The organism is Pseudomonas alloputida, from assembly GCF_021283545.2.
GTDB classification, from domain to species: domain Bacteria; phylum Pseudomonadota; class Gammaproteobacteria; order Pseudomonadales; family Pseudomonadaceae; genus Aquipseudomonas; species Aquipseudomonas alloputida.
Window position 1 is genome coordinate 4516317 of record NZ_CP128540.1, and the last position, 18956, is coordinate 4535272.

15 protein-coding genes are annotated in these 18956 nt (G+C 64.2%); 4 read left to right on the top strand and 11 right to left on the bottom strand.

The annotated features are described in order from the left end of the window. Positions 1 to 336 precede the first annotated feature (336 nt). From LU682_RS20885 to LU682_RS20895, 3 genes are read left to right on the top strand one after another with little or no spacing between them, the layout of a single operon-like run. Positions 337 to 1575 carry an exonuclease SbcCD subunit D C-terminal domain-containing protein gene (locus tag LU682_RS20885; protein ID WP_010953034.1) on the top strand — a complete coding sequence of 413 codons (1239 nt, stop codon included), beginning with the start codon at positions 337 to 339 and terminating at the stop codon, positions 1573 to 1575. Further along, complete coding sequence (locus LU682_RS20890; RefSeq protein ID WP_232885765.1) at positions 1572 to 5216, top strand: AAA family ATPase; 3645 nt, start codon at positions 1572 to 1574, stop codon at positions 5214 to 5216. The genes LU682_RS20885 and LU682_RS20890 overlap by 4 nt, the downstream gene beginning before the upstream one ends. Next, the gene (locus LU682_RS20895) at positions 5213 to 5806 is read left to right on the top strand and encodes a glutathione S-transferase (protein ID WP_060489095.1); all 594 of its coding nucleotides are present in this window, start codon (positions 5213 to 5215) and stop codon (positions 5804 to 5806) included. The genes LU682_RS20890 and LU682_RS20895 overlap by 4 nt, the downstream gene beginning before the upstream one ends. 132 nt (positions 5807 to 5938) lie before the next feature. On the opposite strand, the gene LU682_RS20900 is transcribed toward LU682_RS20895, so the two are convergent. The 11 genes from LU682_RS20900 to LU682_RS20950 all read right to left on the bottom strand — a co-directional run bounded on the left by LU682_RS20900 (position 5939) and on the right by LU682_RS20950 (position 17835). Continuing rightward, positions 5939 to 6115 carry a hypothetical protein gene (locus LU682_RS20900; RefSeq protein ID WP_003247232.1) on the bottom strand — a complete coding sequence of 59 codons (177 nt, stop codon included), beginning with the start codon at positions 6113 to 6115 and terminating at the stop codon, positions 5939 to 5941. Between the two features lie 122 nt (positions 6116 to 6237). After that, positions 6238 to 7368, bottom strand: coding sequence for a lactonase family protein (locus tag LU682_RS20905; RefSeq protein ID WP_010953030.1), 1131 nt, complete (start codon positions 7366 to 7368; stop codon positions 6238 to 6240). Then, positions 7334 to 7624 (bottom strand): DUF5629 family protein, encoded by a 291-nt coding sequence (locus LU682_RS20910; RefSeq protein ID WP_049586638.1) that lies wholly within the window; start codon positions 7622 to 7624, stop codon positions 7334 to 7336. Before LU682_RS20910 ends, LU682_RS20905 begins: the two co-directional genes overlap by 35 nt. 63 nt (positions 7625 to 7687) lie before the next feature. After that, positions 7688 to 10063, bottom strand: coding sequence for an efflux RND transporter permease subunit (locus LU682_RS20915; protein WP_049586703.1), 2376 nt, complete (start codon positions 10061 to 10063; stop codon positions 7688 to 7690). A 20-nt stretch (positions 10064 to 10083) separates the two neighbouring features. After that, positions 10084 to 11124, bottom strand: a complete 1041-nt coding sequence (locus LU682_RS20920; protein WP_049586637.1) for a WD40/YVTN/BNR-like repeat-containing protein — start codon at positions 11122 to 11124, stop codon at positions 10084 to 10086. 193 nt (positions 11125 to 11317) lie between these two features. Continuing rightward, entirely contained in the window at positions 11318 to 13975 is a 2658-nt protein-coding gene (pepN, locus tag LU682_RS20925; protein WP_010953026.1) for an aminopeptidase N, read from the bottom strand. 13 nt (positions 13976 to 13988) lie between these two features. After that, entirely contained in the window at positions 13989 to 14819 is an 831-nt protein-coding gene (locus LU682_RS20930; protein ID WP_003247225.1) for a DUF2797 domain-containing protein, read from the bottom strand. Next, the gene (locus tag LU682_RS20935; RefSeq protein ID WP_003247224.1) at positions 14816 to 15076 is read right to left on the bottom strand and encodes a YeaC family protein; all 261 of its coding nucleotides are present in this window, start codon (positions 15074 to 15076) and stop codon (positions 14816 to 14818) included. The genes LU682_RS20930 and LU682_RS20935 overlap by 4 nt, the downstream gene beginning before the upstream one ends. Positions 15077 to 15089: 13 nt before the next feature. Beyond that, positions 15090 to 15977: a rhomboid family intramembrane serine protease gene (locus tag LU682_RS20940; RefSeq protein ID WP_010953025.1), complete on the bottom strand. Its 888-nt coding sequence runs from the start codon at positions 15975 to 15977 to the stop codon at positions 15090 to 15092. Beyond that, positions 15974 to 16945 carry a metallophosphoesterase gene (locus LU682_RS20945; protein ID WP_010953024.1) on the bottom strand — a complete coding sequence of 324 codons (972 nt, stop codon included), beginning with the start codon at positions 16943 to 16945 and terminating at the stop codon, positions 15974 to 15976. The genes LU682_RS20940 and LU682_RS20945 overlap by 4 nt, the downstream gene beginning before the upstream one ends. Next, complete coding sequence (locus LU682_RS20950) at positions 16945 to 17835, bottom strand: NAD(+) kinase (protein ID WP_232885766.1); 891 nt, start codon at positions 17833 to 17835, stop codon at positions 16945 to 16947. The genes LU682_RS20945 and LU682_RS20950 overlap by 1 nt, the downstream gene beginning before the upstream one ends. Between LU682_RS20950 and LU682_RS20955 the strand changes: the two genes are divergently transcribed. Further along, entirely contained in the window at positions 17834 to 18856 is a 1023-nt protein-coding gene (locus LU682_RS20955) for a DUF1853 family protein (protein ID WP_049586635.1), read from the top strand. The two genes, LU682_RS20950 and LU682_RS20955, sit on opposite strands and share 2 nt — an antisense overlap. Positions 18857 to 18956: the final 100 nt, after the last annotated feature.

The following is an 18956-nucleotide window of genomic DNA, read 5'->3' on the forward strand; positions in this document are numbered from 1 at the left end:
TAGGTCAGCCGCCGAATACTTTGCTATGGTTCCCAATGCGCGGGAAAGAGGCCGTAGACCGCACTGGTGTGCTGCTTTGCTCCCGAATGAGAGAGTGGCCCAAATGGCATCGGCGTTAATCCCTGTCGGCACAGCTTGCTGTGACCACGTATAGAAGAGTGAACACTTCGCCGCCATTGACCCCGCGCGCCTGTTTTTTTCGCTAGAAAGAACAGTGGGTTATCTTTTGTTTGATAGAAGCTGGCTTGCCCGCGATCGGGCCGCACAGCGGCCCCACGCTTGGGTTACCATACCGCCCTTTCCCCGCTTGCCCGACTCGACACCAACAGGTCATCCATGCGTCTGTTTCATACCTCCGACTGGCACCTGGGCCAAAGCCTGCACGGCCAGGAACGCGACTTCGAACACGCCTGCTTCCTCGACTGGCTGCTCGGCCAACTGCGCCTGCGCCAGCCGGATGCGCTGCTGATTGCGGGCGACATCTTCGACACCGTCAACCCGCCCGTCAAAGCCCAGGAACGCCTCTACGACTTCATCGTCCAGGCCCACGAGCAACAGCCCAAGCTGGACATCGTGATGATTGCCGGCAACCACGACTCCGGTTCGCGCATCGAGCTGCCGGCCGCACTCATGCGCCGCCTGCGCACCCATGCGTTGGGCCGTGTGCACTGGCTGGACGAGGGCCAGCTGGATGCCGAACGCCTGTTGATTCCGCTGACCAACGGCCGTGGCAAGGTGGCCGCCTGGTGCCTGGCCCTGCCGTTCCTGCGCCCGGCCGAAGTGACCGGCCCGCAGCTGGGTGACGACTACCTGCAAGGCATCACCCAGGTGCATCAGCAACTGATCGCCGCCGCCCTGAAGAAACGCAAGAAAGACCAGGCGCTGATCGCCATCAGCCACGCGCACATGGCCGGTGGCGCGGTATCGGAAGACTCCGAACGCAGCCTGATCATCGGCAACGCCGAGGCGCTGCCGGCCAAGCTGTTCGACAAGGCTATCAGCTACGTCGCCCTGGGCCATCTGCACAAGCCGCAGAAGGTCAACCGCGAAGAGCGCATCCGCTACAGCGGCTCGCCAATCCCGCTGTCGTTCGCCGAAATCAACTACCCGCACCAGGTCCTGGAAGTGGAGTTGGACGGTAACGGCCTGGTCAGCGTCGAGCCACGCCCCGTACCACGCGCCGTGGCCCTGCAACGGGTGGGCCCGGCACCGCTGGGCGAGCTGTTGCAGCAACTGGCCGACCTGCCCGTGGTCGACCTGCTTGAAGACCCCAACCGCCAGCCCTGGCTGGAGGTGCGGGTGTTGCTCGACGAGCCGCAACCCGACCTGCGCCAGCAGATCGAAACCGCGCTTGAAGGCAAGGCGGTACGGCTGATTCGTATCAGCGCCGAGTACGCCGGCCGCAACAACGCCGAAGACGATGACCTGGCCTTTGTCGAACTGGCCCAGATGACCCCGCAAGACCTGTTCAGCCGCGCCTGGGAACAAGCCTACGGCAACCCCGCCGACGATCAGGCGCTGGCCGACTTCGCCCTGCTGTTGCAGGACGTGCAGCAGGAAGAGGAACAGCCATGAAGATTCTCGCCATCCGCCTGAAGAACCTGGCATCGCTGGCCGGCCCGATCGACATCGATTTCACCGCAGAACCCTTGGCCAGCGCTGGCCTGTTCGCCATCACCGGGCCTACCGGTGCCGGCAAGAGCACCCTGCTTGACGCCCTGTGCCTGGCGCTGTTCGGCACCGTGCCGCGCCTCAATGCCATTGGCCGTGAGGCCAAGGTGCCGGATGCCGACGGCGACATCCCCACCTCCGACCCGCGCAACCTGCTGCGCCGTGGCACCGGCAGCGGTTTTGCCGAGGTCGATTTCGTCGGCATCGACGGCCGCCGCTACCGCGCCCGCTGGGAAGCCAACCGCGCCCGCGACAAGGCCAACGGCAAACTGCAGCACAGCCGTCAAAGCTTCTACGACCTCGACAGCGAGCAAGTGCTCGGCAGTGGCAAGAACGAATACAAGCAACTGGTCGAAGCCCGTCTGGGCCTGAACTTCGAACAGTTCACCCGTGCGGTGATGCTGGCCCAGAGCGAGTTCGGCGCGTTCCTCAAGGCCGACGACAAAGACCGTAGCGAGTTGCTGGAAAAGCTCACCAACACCGCGATCTACACCCGCCTGGGCCAGCGTGCCTTCAGCAAGGCGCGCGAAGCCGGCGAGGCGCACAACGCCCTGAAAGAACGCGCCAGCCATCTACTGCCGATGGCTGCCGAGGCCCGTGCCGAGCTCGACCAGCGCCTGGAGCAGGCGCAACAGCAGTTCAAGGCCGACCAGGCCGGCGAGCGCCAGCTGGAGCAGCAACGCAACTGGCTGAATGAACAACGCCAGCTTCAGGCCCAACACACCGAAGCCGGCACCACGCTGCAGGCCGCCGAACTGGACTGGCAACAGCTGGCCGAACCACGCCTGGACCTGGCACGCCTGGAGCGCCTGGCCCCACAGCGTCACCAGTTCCACCGCCGACAGGCCCTGAGCGCACAGCTGGCGCCAGTGGCCGCGAAAATTGCCGAACAGCAACAGCAGCAAGCCGAACTGCAGGTGCGCACCCGCGAACTCGAACAGGCGCTGGACACTGCGCGCCAAGCGCTTGCCGACCGCCAGGCCGAGCACGGCGAGAATGCGCCGCGCCTGCGCCAGGCCTTTGCCGCTCAGGATACGCTGGCACGCCTGGACCAGGAGCTGGCCGCCCAGCGCAGCATCAGCCAGCAGGCGCAACAGCAGGTTGCTGACGGCCAGCAGCAACTGCAGCAGCTGGAAGACAACCAGCAGCGCAGCGTGCAACAACTGGCGCTGATCGACACCGCGCTTGCCGACAGCCAGCACCTGGCGGGCCTGGCCAATGCCTGGCACGCCTACCTGCCGCAACTGAAGCAGGTGATGCTGATCGGTGGCCGGCTGACCAAGGGCCGAGAAGAGCTACCCGGCCTGCAGGCCCAGGCCAGCCAGGCCAATGCGCGCTTGCAGGCCGAGCGCGACGCCTACGACCTGTTGTTCCGTGAAGCCAAGGCCGAACCCCAGGCCCTGGCCGAGCAGATCGACCTGCTCGGCGGCATGTTGCAGGACAACCGCAAACAGCAGCGCGCCGTAGAGGAAATGTCACGCCTGCACGGCCGTGAACAGGAGCTGCGCCAGCAGCTGGATGCCCTGCGCGAACGGCAGCAGCAGGCCATGCTGCAACGCCAGCAACTGATTACCGAAGGCACCGCCGCCAAGGCCGAGCTGGAGGCCGCCGAACAGGCGTTGACGCTCACCCGTCAACTGCTGGAACGCCAACGCCTGGCACGCAACACCAGCGTCGAAGAACTGCGTAACCAACTGCGTGACGGCGAACCCTGCCCGGTCTGTGGCAGCGCCGAACACCCCTTCCATCAGCCAGAAGCGCTGCTGCAGAGCCTGGGCCGCCATGACCAGGCCGAAGAGCACGCCGCCCAGAAGCAGGTCGAGACGCTCAACAGCAAGCTGGTGGAGCTGCGTACCCAGCTGGGTGTGGTCAATGCCCAGCTCAAGGACTTCCAGCAACAGCAGCAGCGACTGGGCGAACAGTTGCAACCGCTGGTGGCTCAGGTACAGGCACACAGCCTGTGGCCAGCCCTCGCCCCGCAGGACGACAAGGCCCGTAGCGCCTGGCTCGACAGCCAGCTGCGTCGCCTGGATGAAGAAATCAGCCAGGACGAGAAACGCCAGAGCGCCCTGCTCGCCCTGCAACGGGACGCGGCCCGCCTCAACCAGCAATTGCAGGCTGCCCACGACGCCCAACAACAGGCCCAGCGCCACCTGGAGCAACAGCACCAAGCCCTGGCCAACGACGAGCAGCTGTTGCAGCAAGGCCTGAACGACCTGGCCGGCGTACTACCAGAGGAAGCGCTCAAGGCCCTCAACGACGACCCGGCCAATGCCTTCCTCGCCCTCGACCAGCAGATTGCCCAGCGCCTGCAGCAACTGGAACAGCGCAAGGACGAACTGGAAGAGCAGCAAGCCCGCCAAACCCAGCTGGACAAGCTGCGTGACCAACAGCAGGCGCGCGTGCAAGGCCAGCAGCAGTTACAGCAGAAACTGGCCGCCCTCGACGAGCAACGCCAGCAAGCCCTGGCCTCACTCGCCGAACTGCTCGGCGAACATGCCAGCGCCGAAGCCTGGCAGCAGCACATGGACACCGCGCTGGAGCACGCCCGCACCCTTGACGCCGACACCGCCCAGCGCCTGCAAGATCTGCGCACCCAAGGCGTGCAACTGGCCAGCGAGCTCAAGGCCAATACCCAGCAACAACAGGCACTGGATGCCGAATGCCAACAGTTGCAGGCCCAGATCGCCCAGTGGCGCAGCGAGCATCCGGAACTGGACGATGCCGGCCTCGATCGCCTGCTGGCCATGGATGACGCGCAAGTCAATGAATTGCGCCAGCGTTTGCAAGGCGCGGAAAAAGCCATCGAGCAGGGCCGCGTCCTGCTGCAGGAGCGCGAACAGCGCCTGCAGCATCACGCGGCACAGATGACCGTGGACACCACGGTCCAAGCCCTGGAGCAAGCCTTGGCCGAACTGCGCGAACGCCTGGCAAACCACGAGCAGCAATGCGCCGAATTGCGTGCACAACAGGCCGACGACCAGCGCCGCCAGCAGGCCCACCAGGCGCTGGCGGCAGAAATCGAACAGGCCCACCAGCAGTGGCAACGCTGGGCCCGCCTCAATGCCCTGATCGGTTCGGCCTCCGGTGATGTGTTCCGCAAGATCGCCCAAGGCTACAACCTTGACCTGCTGCTGCACCACGCCAACGCCCAGCTACGTCAGCTGGCCCGTCGCTACCGCCTCAAGCGCGGCGGCAGCGCCCTGGGCCTGCTGGTGCTGGACACCGAGATGGGCGACGAACTGCGTTCGGTGCACTCGTTGTCGGGCGGGGAAACCTTCCTGGTGTCGCTGGCCCTGGCCCTGGGCCTGGCGTCGATGGCGTCCAGCACCTTGCGTATCGAGTCGCTGTTCATCGACGAAGGTTTCGGCAGCCTCGACCCCGAGTCGCTGCAACTGGCAATGGACGCCCTCGACGGCTTGCAAGCCCAGGGTCGCAAAGTGGCGGTGATCTCCCACGTACAGGAAATGCACGAGCGCATCCCGGTGCAGATCCAGGTGCGGCGCCAGGGTAATGGCCTCAGTGACGTGGAGGTGTGCGGGTGATCCTCTACTCGTTCCGCCGCTGCCCGTGGGCCATGCGTGCGCGCCTGGCCCTGCGCTATGCCGGCTGCGAGGTGGAAATCTGCGAGGTGGCGATGAAGAACAAGCCGGCAGAGCTGCTGGCCTTGTCGCCCAAGGGCACGGTACCGGTGCTGGACACCGGTGCCGAGGTACTGGAAGAGAGCCTGGACATCATGCGCTGGGCGCTGACGCAAAACGACCCGCAGGATTGGAGGCTACAGGCCAACCCTGCGGCTGCGCAGCAGGCTGAAACGCTGATTGCGCGCAATGACACCACGTTCAAGGCGCACGTGAACCTGTACAAGTATGCCGAACGTTACCCGGAGCATTCCCGCGAGCATTACCGCCAGCAGGCCGAGGCCTGGCTGGCGGAGCTCGAAGGCTTGCTGGCGGGGCGGGCTTACCTGCTGGCCGACCACCCGAGCATGGCCGATGCCGCGTTGCTGCCCCTGATGCGCCAGTTTGCCGGGGTCGAACCGCAGTGGTTCGCCGAGGCGGCTTATCCGCGTGTGCGGAGCTGGCTGGAGGGGTGGCTGGCTTCGGAGCTGTTCAAGGCAATCATGGTCCGCTGATTAAACATCGGGCTGCACATGGGTCCGTGTGGGAGCGGGCATGCCCGCGAAGCGGGCACCGCGGTGGATGGCACCGGCTCTGCCGGTGTTCGCGGGCATGCCCGCTCCCACAAGGACCTCACACAAGCCAGATCAGTGGTGGTGCTTGCCACTCAGGGCCGCATGGAAATTGGCGCTCTGGCGCAGGTACTGCTCGGTGTAGCTGTGGGTGGCAGAAGCCTTGCTGCTGTCGGCATGGGCATGCGCTGGCAGTACGACCGATGCGGAAATGGCGGATGCGGCAATAACCGGGAAGAGATTGAAGTTCATCTGGGCTTACCTCGACGGCGGTGGTTTGACGGTGGCCCTTTTGGGCCTTGGGTCAAACTTACGCCGCCGAGGCCGCACGCAAAAATTCATTGCAGCAGTACCGATTATCACGCTGATCGATATCACTCGATGAACTTGAGGTCCGAGGGTGCATCCTGCTTCAGCGTCTGCACCGTCTCCAGCAGCTTGCCACTGCGCGGATCGCGACGTATCACCACGATCTGGTTGCTCTTCTGGTTGGCCACCAGCAGGAAGTTGTCACTCGGGTCCAGGGCAAACTCCCGAGGGTGATCACCTTCTGCCGGGCGACGCTGCAGGAACGTCAACTGGCCGTCCTGCTTGCCCACGCTGAACGCCACAATTTCATTGGCCGTGCCACGGTTGCTCACGTACAGGAAGCGCCCGTCCGCCGACAGGTGCAAGCCACCTGCTGCCTTCGCTGCGGCCTCCTGGCGCTCGGTCAGGGGTAAGCGCTGGCGTTCAACCAGGTTGCCGTCCTGCACATCGAACATCACCACCTCGGCGTTCATTTCCAGGGTGAGGTAGGCGTGCCGGCCCTTGGCGTCGAACAGCAAGTGACGCGGACCGCTGCCCGGCGGCAAGGCCACGGACGCAGGTATCGCCGCTGTCAGCGGGTGGTCCGCACTGGCACCGTCGTAGCGGTAGATGAACACCTTGTCGGCACCCAGGTCGCTGGCATACAGGTGCTGGCCATCCGGCGACAGCACCAGCGAATGCACGTGGGCACCGGCCTGGCGCTCAGGGTTGACCCCACTCGCCTTATGCCGGGCCTGTTGCACCACGGGCTTGAGCGTGCCGTCCTTGGCCACCGGGATCACCACCAGGCTGCCACCGGGGTCGGGGTTGACCGCGTAGTTGGCCACGAACAGGTAGCGCTGGTCACGGCTGAGGCTGGCGTGGGTGGGCTCGTCGCCCTGGGTGACCACTTGGTTGAGCGGCTTGATTTCGCCTTTGCTGCTGATGCTGAAACTGCTGGCATGGCCCTGCGGGGTCTCATTCACCGCGAACAGCTGACGCTGGTCGGCCGACAGCACCAGCCACGAAGGGCTGACGCTTTTCACCACCTGCAGAGGTGTGGGGCCGATTTGGCCGGCCTTGTCGTCGAAATGGTAGCGGTAGATACCCTGGCTGGCGCCATCGGTGTAGCTGCCCACCAGCAAGGTGGCAGCGTGGGCAGAGATTGTCAGGCTCATCAGGCTAGCGGTCAGCAGGCTCGTCCAGGTCCGGTTCATCTTGGTCATCATCCGGGGCGCGAAAGGCACTCATACAGACTAGCCGATGCGCGCCGTTGGCATCGTCGAGTTGCCACTCGTCTCCGGTGGCGATGGCGGCAGCGATTTGCTCAGGGGTGAACGACCAGCGACGCAATTGGCGGCCGTCCATGCATTCGACAGTGAGGCCGGCTTCATCAACGGTGAAATCGAAGGCGTGCAGGCCGTCGATCAAAAGCATATCGCAGGACTGCAGGGCGGTAGCGAGGGGGGACATAGGGGTACCCATCTGAAATGAGCTGGCAGTATAACCGGGGGGCCGCAATGCGGCCCCCTCCAATCAATGGGCGAAGATCGACCCACCCTCCTTGCCCACCATCTTCTCAGGCTTGATCAGGAACCGCGCCAATGCCGGTAGCAGCCACAGCGCACCAAACATGTTCCAAAGCAGCATGAAGGTCAGCATCAGGCCCATGTCCGCCTGGAACTTGATCGCCGAGAAGATCCAGGTGCATACACCAATAGCCAGGCACAACCCGGTGAACAGCACCGCCTTGCCGGTCGAGCGCAGGGTCTGGTAATACGCCTCCTGCAACGGCAAACCGGCACGCAGGAAGCTTTCCAGGCGGCTGTAGATATAGATGCCATAGTCCACGCCAATGCCCACCCCCAACGCCACCACCGGCAAGGTCGCCACTTTCACCCCGATACCCATGTAGGCCATCAGCGCGTTGCCCAGCACCGAGGTCAGCACCAACGGTAGCACGATGCACAGCGTGGCGGCGAACGAGCGGAAGGTGATCAGGCACATCACGGCCACGCAGATGTACACCAGGATCAGGATGGTCAGCTCGGCCGACTTGATCACTTCGTTGGTCGCTGCCTCGATGCCGGCGTTGCCCGCCGCCAGCAGGAACTGCAGGCCTTCCTTGTCATGGCTGTCGGCAAATGCCTTGGCCACGGCGGTGACGCGCTCCAGCGTTTCAGCCTTGTGGTCATTGAGGAACACCAGCACGGGTGCCAATGAGCAGTCGCCGTTGTAAAGGCCGTCGGCCCGGGCGATGGAGTTGTTGAGGATGTCCGGGTTGCGCGACAGGGTTTCCCATTTCAGGCTGCCCTCGTTCATGCCCTTGATCACCTGTTTGGAAACGGTGACCAGGGAAATCGCCGACTGCACGCCTGGGGTGTTTTCCATGGTCCACATCAGCTCGTCGATCGGCGCCATGGTCGAGTGGACCGAGCACTTCTCCGACGGCGTCTTGACCATGATCACCAGCACATCGGAACTGGTCGAGTAGTTGCTGATGATGAAGTTGTTGTCCTGGTTGTAGCGCGAGTCGGGGCGCAGCTCCGGTGCGCCCTGGTCGAGGTCGCCGATCTTCAGGTTCTGGCTGTACCACAGGCCACCGGCGAAGGCGAGCAGTGCCAGCACCACCGACACCGGCGCCACCTTGGCACTGGCGAAGTTCGACAACAGGCGCCAGAACGGGTGCTCGCAGGTTGCGTCTTTCTTGCTGCGCTCGATGGCCTTCTTGCTGATGCCGACATAGGAGATGGCCACCGGCAACAGGATCAGGTTGGTGAACACGATCACCGCCACGCCGATGGAGGCGCCGATGGCCAGTTCGCGAATCACCCCGATGTCGATGATCAGCAGGGTAATGAAGCCCACTGCGTCGGCAAGGATGGCGATCATTCCCGGCAGGAACAACTGACGGAACGTGCGCCGGGCAGCGGTAAGGGCGTTGTCGGCATCACTCGACTGCAGGGCGATGCCGTTGATCTTCTGCACCCCGTGGGAAATGCCGATGGCGAAGATCAGGAACGGCACCAGCATCGAATACGGGTCCAGGCCAAAGCCTACCGCATGCATCAGCCCCAGTTGCCAGACCACCGCCACCAGCGTGGTGATGAGCACGGCGACAGTGCTGCGGATGCACCAGGTGAACCAGTACAACAACACCAAGGTGATCACCAGGGCGACGCCGAAGAACATCGCCACCATCACCAGGCCATCGATCAGGTCACCGACCTTCTTTGCAAAGCCGACGATGTGGATTTTTACATTGGGGTTCTGCGCCTGGAACTTGTCGCGGATCTTCTCTTCCAGCAGGTGAGAGAACTGCTGGTAGTCCAGCTTCACCTGTTTGCCCGGGTCCTGCGGGTCGGGGTAGCTCTCCAGCAGCGGCACGTCGACGATGCTGGACTTGAAGTTGTTGCCTACCAGGCGCCCCACCTGGCCTGACTTGAGCACGTTGTCGCGCAGGGTATCGAGGCTGTCCTGCGACCCGTTGTAGGTGTTAGGGATGACCTCGCCACCGGAAAAACCCTCTTCGGTGACCTCGCTCCAGCGCACGCTGGGGCTCCACAGTGACTTCAGCCCGGCCCGGTCGACACCGGGGATGTAGAACACCTCGTCATGGATCTGACGCAGGGTCTCCATGTAGTCCTTGTCGAAGATGTCACCGTTCACCGCCTCCACCGAGATGCGCACGGTGTTGCCGAGGTTGGCCAGGTCGTTGCGGTGCTCCATCATCTGCTCGATGAACGGATGCTGCAGCGGGATCATCTTCTCGAAGCTGGTGGACGGGCGAATCTGCGTGGCCTGCCAGAACAGGAAAATGCTGACCAGCACGCACAGGGCGATGACCACTGGGCGGTTGTTGAAGATCAGGCGTTCGAGCAGCGTGGCTTTATCCTGGTGATGCGGGTGCATGGTAATGCTCTCCCTGCTGGTCATGGGCGCACCTCCGGGGCAGGCTGATCAGCCCCTTCGGCGCTGGCCAGGTGCACACCACCCTGCCCCACCAGCAGCAGGCCGCCGTTGGCCAGGCCACTGACGCCGGCCAGGGCCAGGCGGTCGGCGCGGTTGTACACGCTGAAGGTCTGGCCGTCGTCCGTGCTGCGCAGCACGCTGCCACCATTGCCGACCAGCACCAGGGTGCCATCATCGACAAGCGTAGCGCCTGCCAGGCCGAACTCCAGGGTACCGCGTGCGGCCTTGAGTTCGATCGGCTGCCAGTTGTCACCGAAGTCGCTGGAGCGGAACAGGTTGCCGCGAAGGCCGTAGGCCAGCAGGGTCTGCGGCCTGGCGGTGCCGATCACGCCGAACAGCGAGCCCTCGTAGGGGCCCTGGACCTTGGCCCAGGTCTGGCCGTTGTCGGTGGAGCGGAACATGCCGCCCTGCTCACCCACGATGAACAGGCCGGCATCGCGCACTTGGGCGATACCGTTCAGGTGCAGCTGGTCCGGGTTGTCCAGCCGCTCGGCCACATCCTGCCAGTGCTGCCCACCATCGGTGGTTTCCAGCAAGGCACCATAGGCCCCCACGGCAAAGCCGTGCTGGGCGTCGAGGAAGGTGACATCGAGCAAGGGTGCTTCACGGGCGAGGTCTTCGAACTGCTTGCTCCAGGTGGCGCCGCCGTCGGTGCTGGCGAGGATCTGCGCGTCATGGCCGACGGCCCAGCCACGCTTGTCGTCGAGGAAAAACACGGCAGTGAGCAATTGCCGGGTGGGTACCCGAGCCTGGGTCCAGGTACTGCCCTGGTCGTCGGAGAACAGAATGTGGCCGCGATCACCCACCACCACCAGGCGCTTGCCGGCATGGGTGGCGTCGATCAACAGGCTTTGGCTGGCCTTGGCCGATTCGGTGGAGTATTGGTCGGCTGCTGCGGCCTGGGCGCTGTCGGCCCACACCCCCAATGCCAGTGCCAGCATCGCGCTGGCTGCCCATGGCCAGGCACCACGCCTGGCTGACGTACGTAACTGTTCCCTCATGACTGCCCCCTTGTTGTGTTCTTTTTTGGTGGGTCAATGCATTGCAGGCTTTGCAGAAAGCCTGATCTAGAGGCCTGCAATAGCTTGAGGAGATCGTAGCGGGGATGTTTGCGGGAGTACAACGGGCGGGGTGTTATGTTTTGTTGTCGGCCGGGGAAAGCCGGGGCCGCTGGGCGGCCCCAATTCACCAGAATTACGCCAGACTCTTGCTCACAACCTCATACACATCACTGGACAACTCACCCGAAGCCAGAATGCGCTCCAGCTCACCCTTCATCAGCGCCTGACGCGCATCGTCATACTTGCGCCAGCGTGTCAGCGGCGCCAGTTGCCGCGAGGCAATCTGCGGATTCAGCGCATTCAGCTCGATCACCAGGTCCGCCAGGAAGCGATACCCGGAGCCATCGGCAGCATGGAAGTTGACCAGGTTCTGCCCGGCAAAGGCGCCGATCAGCGCACGCACCTTGTTCGGGTTCTTCAGGGTGAAGGCCGGGTGCTGCATCAACGCCTTGACCCGCGCCAGCCCGCCCGGCAGCGTGCTGGCCGCCTGCACGCTGAACCATTGGTCCATGACCAGCGGGTTGTCCTTGAAGTGCTCGGCAAAGGCCTCCAGCGCTTTGGCGCGCTCGGCCTCGAACGGCGAGTTGACCAGTACCGCCAGCGCGGTAAGGCGCTCGGTCATGTTGTCGCAGTGCTCGAACTGCTCCAGGGTCGCGTCCAGTACCTGTTGCTTGCCACTCTGCATCAGGTACGACAGGGCGATGTTCTGCAGGCTGCGGCGGGCAAAGTGCTCGGCCGAGGCCACATAGGCAGTGCTGCGCGACACTTCACGGTTGGCCTGGTAACGCGCCCACAGGGCGTCGAACAGGTGTTCGGCGATCTGCTGGCGTGCGAACTCGCGGGCGGCGTGGATGGCGTCGACGTCGGCCACCTGGCTGATCTCGGTAAGGTACGCCTCACCTGGCAGCGAGAGCATTTCGGCCACCATGGCCGGGTCCAGCGATACATTGCCCAGCACAGTGCCCAGGGCGGTGATCAGGCGCTGGTCGAGCTTCAGGGCTTCGCCGCGTTGATGCTGGCCGATCAGTTCCTGCAGTACCTGCACCGACAGCTGCTGGCCCGCTTCCCAGCGGTTGAAGCCGTCGCTGTCGTGCTGCATCAGGAACATCAGCTGGTCGCGGTCATACGGGAAGCTCAGCTTCACCGGGGCGCTGAAGCCACGCAGCAGCGACGGCAGCGGCTTGGCCTGGATGCCCTGGAAGGTGAAGGTTTGCTCGGCTTCGGTTACCGACAGCACGCGGCTGGTTCCTTGAGCAGCGTCTTCGCCAGTCAGTTGCAGCGGCAGGTCGTTGCCGTCGGCATCCAGCAGGCCCAGCTCCACCGGGATCACGAACGGCAGTTTCTCGGCCTTGTCCGGGGTCTGCGGGCAGCTCTGGCGGAACGTCAGGCTGTAGGTCTGCGCGGCGGCGTCATACGCCTCGCTGACCTCCAGGCGTGGGGTGCCCGCCTGGCTGTACCAGCGCTTGAACTGGGTAAAGTCGACGCCGTTGGCGTCTTCCATGGCCTTGATGAAGTCGTCGGTGGTTACCGCCTGGCCATCATGACGTTCAAAGTACAGGTCGCTGCCCTTACGGAAGCCTTCGCTACCCAACAGGGTACGGACCATGCGCACCACTTCGGCGCCCTTCTCGTAGACGGTCAGGGTGTAGAAGTTGGAGATTTCGATGAAGCTGTCCGGGCGCACCGGGTGGGCCATGGGGCCCGCGTCTTCGGCGAACTGGTGGGTGCGCAGGTAGGCGACGTCTTCGATGCGCTTGACCGTGCGCGAGTTCATGTCGGCACTGAACTCGGCATCGCGGAATACCGTGAAGCCTTCCTTCAGCGACAGCTGGAACCAGTCACGGCAGGTGACGCGGTTGCCCGACCAGTTGTGGAAGTACTCGTGGGCGACCACCCCTTCGACGCGCTGGTGCGCAGCATCGGTGGCGGTTTCGGCACGGGCCAGCACACAGCTGGAGTTGAAGATGTTAAGGCCCTTGTTTTCCATGGCGCCCATGTTGAAGTCATTGACCGCAACAATCATGAAGATGTCCAGGTCGTACTCGCGGCCATAGACTTCTTCGTCCCAGCGCATGGACTTTTTCAGGCTGACCATGGCGTGGTCGCACTTGTCGATGTTCTCGGGTTCGACGTAGATGCGCAGGGTCACCTCACGGCCGGACTGGCGGGTGAAGCTGTCTTCAACGCACCACAGGTCACCGGCCACCAGGGCGAACAGGTAGGCCGGCTTCATGAACGGGTCTTCCCAGGTCGCCCAGTGGCGGCCATCTTCGGCCGGCCCGCTGCCGATCGGGTTGCCATTCGACAGCAAGACCGGGTAGCGATGCTGCTCGGCGATGACCGTGGTGGTGAAGGTGCTCATCACGTCCGGGCGGTCGAGGTAGTAGGTGATCTTGCGGAAGCCCTCGGCCTCGCACTGGGTGCAGAACATCTTGCCCGACTTGTACAGGCCTTCCAGGGCGGTGTTGCTTTCCGGGTGGATCTTCACGCTGGTGTCGAGGGTGAAGCGCTCGGCCTTGGGCTGCACGGTCAGGCTGTCGGCGTCGAGTTGGTACTCGCCTGGCTGCAATTCCTGGTCATCCAGCGAGGCGCGCAGCAGTTCCAGCTGCTGGCCATCGAGTTCCAGTGGCGGCAGGCCGGCACCGCGTGCCGGGTTGCGGCGCATGACCAGTTGCGCGTGAACCAGCGTGTGGTCCTCGAACAGCTCGAAGGTCAGGTGCGTCTCGTCGATCAGGTACTCCGGCGCCTGGTAATCCTTGAGGTAGATCACTTGCGGTTGTTCGGTACGCATGTGCAGGTCCTTTTTACTGGAGCACGGCCAACTGGTAGGCCGTGTACTTGCGAATATTGATCACACCGGTGTCGAAGATCAGGTACTGGCCCTTGATGCCCAGCAGCGTGCCCTCGGCCACCGGGTCCTTGTCGAGGTTGAAGCTGACAATCTTCTTCGGGTACGCCTCGACCGGGTAGTTCATCTGCACCACTTCGGCGTCCGGCAGCGGCTGGATCGCCTGCAGGCCAAAGCGCCCCTGCAGCTCGCGCAGGCCGTCGGCGCAGGCTTCGAAGACCTGCTCCCGGATGGCCGGCAGGTCGAGCACCTCGGCATCGCCCTTGAGCAGCGCGCGCCAGTTGGTCCGGTCCGGCACCTGGCTGCGCAGCACGTCTTCGACCAGGCCCGATTGCTGCCGGGTGGCCACGCGCATGATCGGCAACGCCTGGCTGGCGCCCTGGTCGAGCCAGCGGGTGGGCAGCTGGGTGGCACGGGTGATGCCGACCTTGATCCCCGACGAATTGGCCAGGTAGACGACGTGGTCGGTCATGCAGAACTGTTCGCCCCACGACGGTTCGCGGCAGGTGCCGGCGTCGTAGTGGCATTTTTCCGGGGCCATGATGCACACGTCGCACTGAGCCAGCTTGGTCATGCACGGGTAGCAGTAACCCTGGCTGAAGCTGGTCTTGGTGCGCTTGCCGCAATGGCTGCAATGAATGGCGCCGAGGTATTCCAGGCGCAGACGCTGGCCGATCATGGGGTTGACCGGCACCTGGGTGTCATCCAGGCGGAAGCTGTACTGCACCACCGGTGCCTGCAGGCTTACGGCCATCTTGCTCAACGAGCCACGTGCGAGTTCGATCAATGTACCGAGTCCGACTTGAACAGAATGTTGGCGATGGGCGCGGACTTCGACGCACATTCCTGTGGGCCCATGTAGCCGGTGCGCTGGTCTTCGGGCAGGTTCTTCATCTCCCAGGCGATGACCGCCTGCAGCGACAGCTCTTTCTGCTCGGCGGTGAGCTTGCGGCCGTCGGACCATTTGCCGATTTCCACGGCCAGTTTCAGGCTCTGGTAGATTTCCGGGGTGATGTTTTCAATCATTTGCGCGAAAGTGGACATAGTGTCTCCTGATTCAAGCCGACAGTTTACGCCGGGCCAGCGCCCCACCCAAGAGCCCGGTCAGGCATCCGATGAGCAGCCCGCCGACGTGGGCGGCATTGGCGATCTGGCCAAGGCCGAGCGTGCCGACCACGCCGGTCAGGCATACCACCAGCCAGATCAGCATCATCACCAGCACGCCCTTGGGCAGGTTGAAGTAACGGTCAGGCGCCAGCCACTGGTACAGCCAGATATGCCCGAGCAGGCCGTACAGCACGCCGGACAGGCCGCCAAACAGGCTCGGCCCGCTGGTGTAGTGCTGGGCCAGGTTGGAGACCAGGCTGAACAGCAGGGTCAGGCCCAGCAACGCCCACGGGCCCTGGCGCAGTTCGATGCGTTTGCCCAGCTCCCAGTACCACAGGCTGTTCATGGCCAGGTGCAGCACACCGAAATGCAGCAGCATGGGCGATACCAGGCGCCACCACTGGCCTTCATCCAGGCTTTGCGCCAACGGGCTGAAGTACAGGTAGTCGCCCTGGACACGGAAGTCGAGGAAGGTGAACCAGCTGATGGTGGTGAAGTTGTCGCCAAGGCCCGTGAGGCCGGCGACGATGAAGCACAGCAGCAGGGTCAGGGTGGTGATCTTGCAGGCCTTGGCCTGGGCTGCCAGGGAAGGTTGTGTGGGGGCATTCGCCGGTGCCCCCGCCCCTACAGGGTCAGCGGTGGCCGGCAGGTCGGCGTTGCCGTCGGGGTAGCGCTGGTAGAGCTGCAGCACATCTTCGGCCAGGGTGTCGGGGGCCCAGAGGACCTGGGCATCACCCTCCTCGCTGACCCGGTGCGGCACCTGCAGGCGTTGCAACAGGTGGACGAAGCCGCTGAGGTCAACCGACAGCGGCAGGCGCATCACTTCGATAATGTTCATTGATTGGCCTGTGGGCGGTCGACGTCGACCCAGACGAACTTGTGTGGGTCGATACGGGTTTCATCATCCAGCCGGTAGGCGACCAGCTTGCCGTAGAGCACGGCGCTGTAGTCCAGGCAGGCCAGGTTGGCGCGGATCGGTGCCGGGCGGCCGCTGCGCCAGTAATGCCCGACGAAAAGCATCGGCTGGTCTTCGTCATAGCGCAGCAAGGCGTTCTTCTGGCTGTGGCTGAGCGGGGTGCTGGCCACTTCCTCGGGCAGGGCATCAGGCTGGAACACGATGTCACCGTAGGTTTTCGGGTCTTCTTCCCAGAACTTGGTGCGGAAAAACGCGCGGGTCAGGCCGTCGCCGCCGGTCAGCGTCAGCCCGTCCGGCAGGCGCATGTCGGTACCGCGCAACAGGCGGTTGCACACTGTGTCGGCAAAACTGCCACTGACCGCCGAGGCCTGGATGAAGTGTTCATCGATGCGGCCGTCGGGGTATTGCTGGCGCAGCGGCTCGATCAGCCGCGGGTCCCAGCAGGCGTGCACCAGACGGAAGCGCCCTGCGTCGATGAACAGCGGCAGCTGGTAGAACCAGTTGACGAAATCGTGCCAATCGCCGGGGTGCTGGGCAAACTGAGTCAGGGTTTCGTCGATCAGCCGGGCATGCCGCGGCGTGTGTTCGCGGACATAGGCCTTGCCGCTGCCAGGCAGCGCCGGGGTGACCCAGCCCAGGGCATTGTATTCGTGGTTGCCCATGATGCAGAACGCCTGGCCGGCTTCGACCATGTCGTGGACGATGTGCAGCGCCTCGCGAATGCGTGGCCCGCGGTCGACGATATCGCCAAGGAACAGCGCCTGACGTCGCGGGTGGCGCCACACGCCGGCCACGCGCTTGTATCCGAGGGCGTCGAGCAGGCGTTCAAGGGTCAGTGCACAGCCGTGCACGTCGCCGATGATGTCAAAACTTCGCGCCGGATCGAGCATCAGTCGTCACTGCTCCCCAGGCGGCTGCCCCAACCCAGTTTGGTGCGGCAGACCTCGTAGTAATTGTGGTCCAGCGGGTGGATCAGGCGCAGCTTGTGCGGCTTCTTGCTGACCGTGATGGTGTCGCCGGGGGCACAGGTGAAGTGGTTCTGGCCGTCACAGGACACCTGCGGGTAGATCTGCAGGTCCTTGGACACCACGATCTTCAGCTCGCTGTTGCCGTCAACCACGATCGGCCGACCCGACAAGGTGTGCGGGTACATCGGCACGATGACGATGGCATCGAGCTTGGGGTGCATGATCGGGCCACCGGCCGACAGCGCATAGGCGGTGGAGCCGGTGGGGGTGGCGACGATCAGGCCGTCGGCCTTCTGGCTGCAGACGAACTGGCCGTCGATGTAGATCTCGAACTCGATCATGCGAGTGGACTTGCCCGGGTGCAGCACCACGTCGTTCAGCGCATCGCCCTGGCCGATGGCCTCATGGTGGCGACGCACCTCGGCCTGCAGCAGGAAACGGTTTTCTACCAGGTAGTGGCCGTCGAGCACTTCGGCGACCTTCTGTTCCAGCTCGTCGGGACGAATGTCGGTGAGAAAACCCAGGTTGCCACGGTTGATACCCAGCACCGGAATGTTGTGCCGGGCCAGCGCGCGGGCAGCACCCAGCAGGCTGCCATCGCCGCCGACCACGATGACCAGGTCGCAGACCTCGCCCAGCAGCTTGCGGGTGGACGTCTGCAAGCCGTGGCCGGGCAGCACTTCGGCAATGGTGTCCTCGAGGATCACGTGCAGGTGGCGATCGAGGAGGAATTTTTTCAGTCGGCGAATGGTGTCGAGCACCTGCGAGCTGCCAAGGCGACCGATGATACCGATATTGCGAAATTGCTCCATGGGGCTCCTGCAAGGCTCTGCGGCGGGTGACGATGCGCCGATTATGGGCGAAACCACCGGGCAGCGGCAAACCGGCTATGCTCGCAGGATGACGCCATTCGCCCAGCTTCACGACCTGCCCCGACAACTGCAGCACTCCACCGTGCGTGACCTGGCATGGGCCTTGTTGTCGCCGCCCCTGCTCAGCGCCCCGCCCTGCCCCCAGCGACACCCGCTGGCGGGCAGCCTGTGGGCGCAGCAGCCGCAACGCCTTGAACAATGGTTGCGGGCCCTGGATGCCGATGACCGACCGTTGCGCGCCTGGCTGGCGCAATTGGGCAGCCGGCGCCTGGGGCATTACTACGAACGCCTGTGGCAATTTGCCCTGAGCCAGGCGCCAGGCATCGAGCTGCTGGCCGCCAACCTGGCGATTCGCGACGGCGGGCACACCCTGGGCGAGCTCGACGTGGTGCTGCGCGACCGCGACGGCGTGCACCACCTGGAACTGGCGATCAAGCTGTACCTGGGCCCGGAAGACGCCGGGCACGATCCCCATGCCTGGCTGGGGCCAGGTTGCCATGACCGGCTGGGGACCAAGCTTGCGCACCTGGCGGGGCACCAGTTGCCCATGTCCACGGGAGCGCACAGCCGTCAGGCGCTGGCGCAGCTAGGGGTGGAGCAGGTGCAGGCGCAAATGTGGCTGGGTGGTTACCTGTTCTATCCACGGCCTGGGCATGCCGAGGCGCCGGAGGGCGCCAACCCGCAACATTTGCGGGGGCGCTGGCTTCGTCGGCGGGACTGGGTGATGGCCGAGGGCGAGCGTTGGCAACCGCTGCAGCGGCATGCCTGGCTGGCGCCGGCAAGGGTGGAGTCAGGTGAGTGCTGGCAGGCGGAGCAGTTTGCAGCCTGGCTGCATGTGCTGGAGCAGCAGGCACCGGCGCACTTGCTGGTACGACTGGTGCCTGATGCCGATGGTGCCTGGCAGGAGGCAGAACGGGTGTTTCTGGTGGGTGATGACTGGCCCTATCTGCCCGGTAACTGATGTCGCCTGCTCCGGCCCCTTCGCGGGCACGCCCGCTCCCACAGTCCAACTGCACAGGCTTCCAAGACTGTGCAGTTGGACTGTGGGAGCGGGCGTGCCA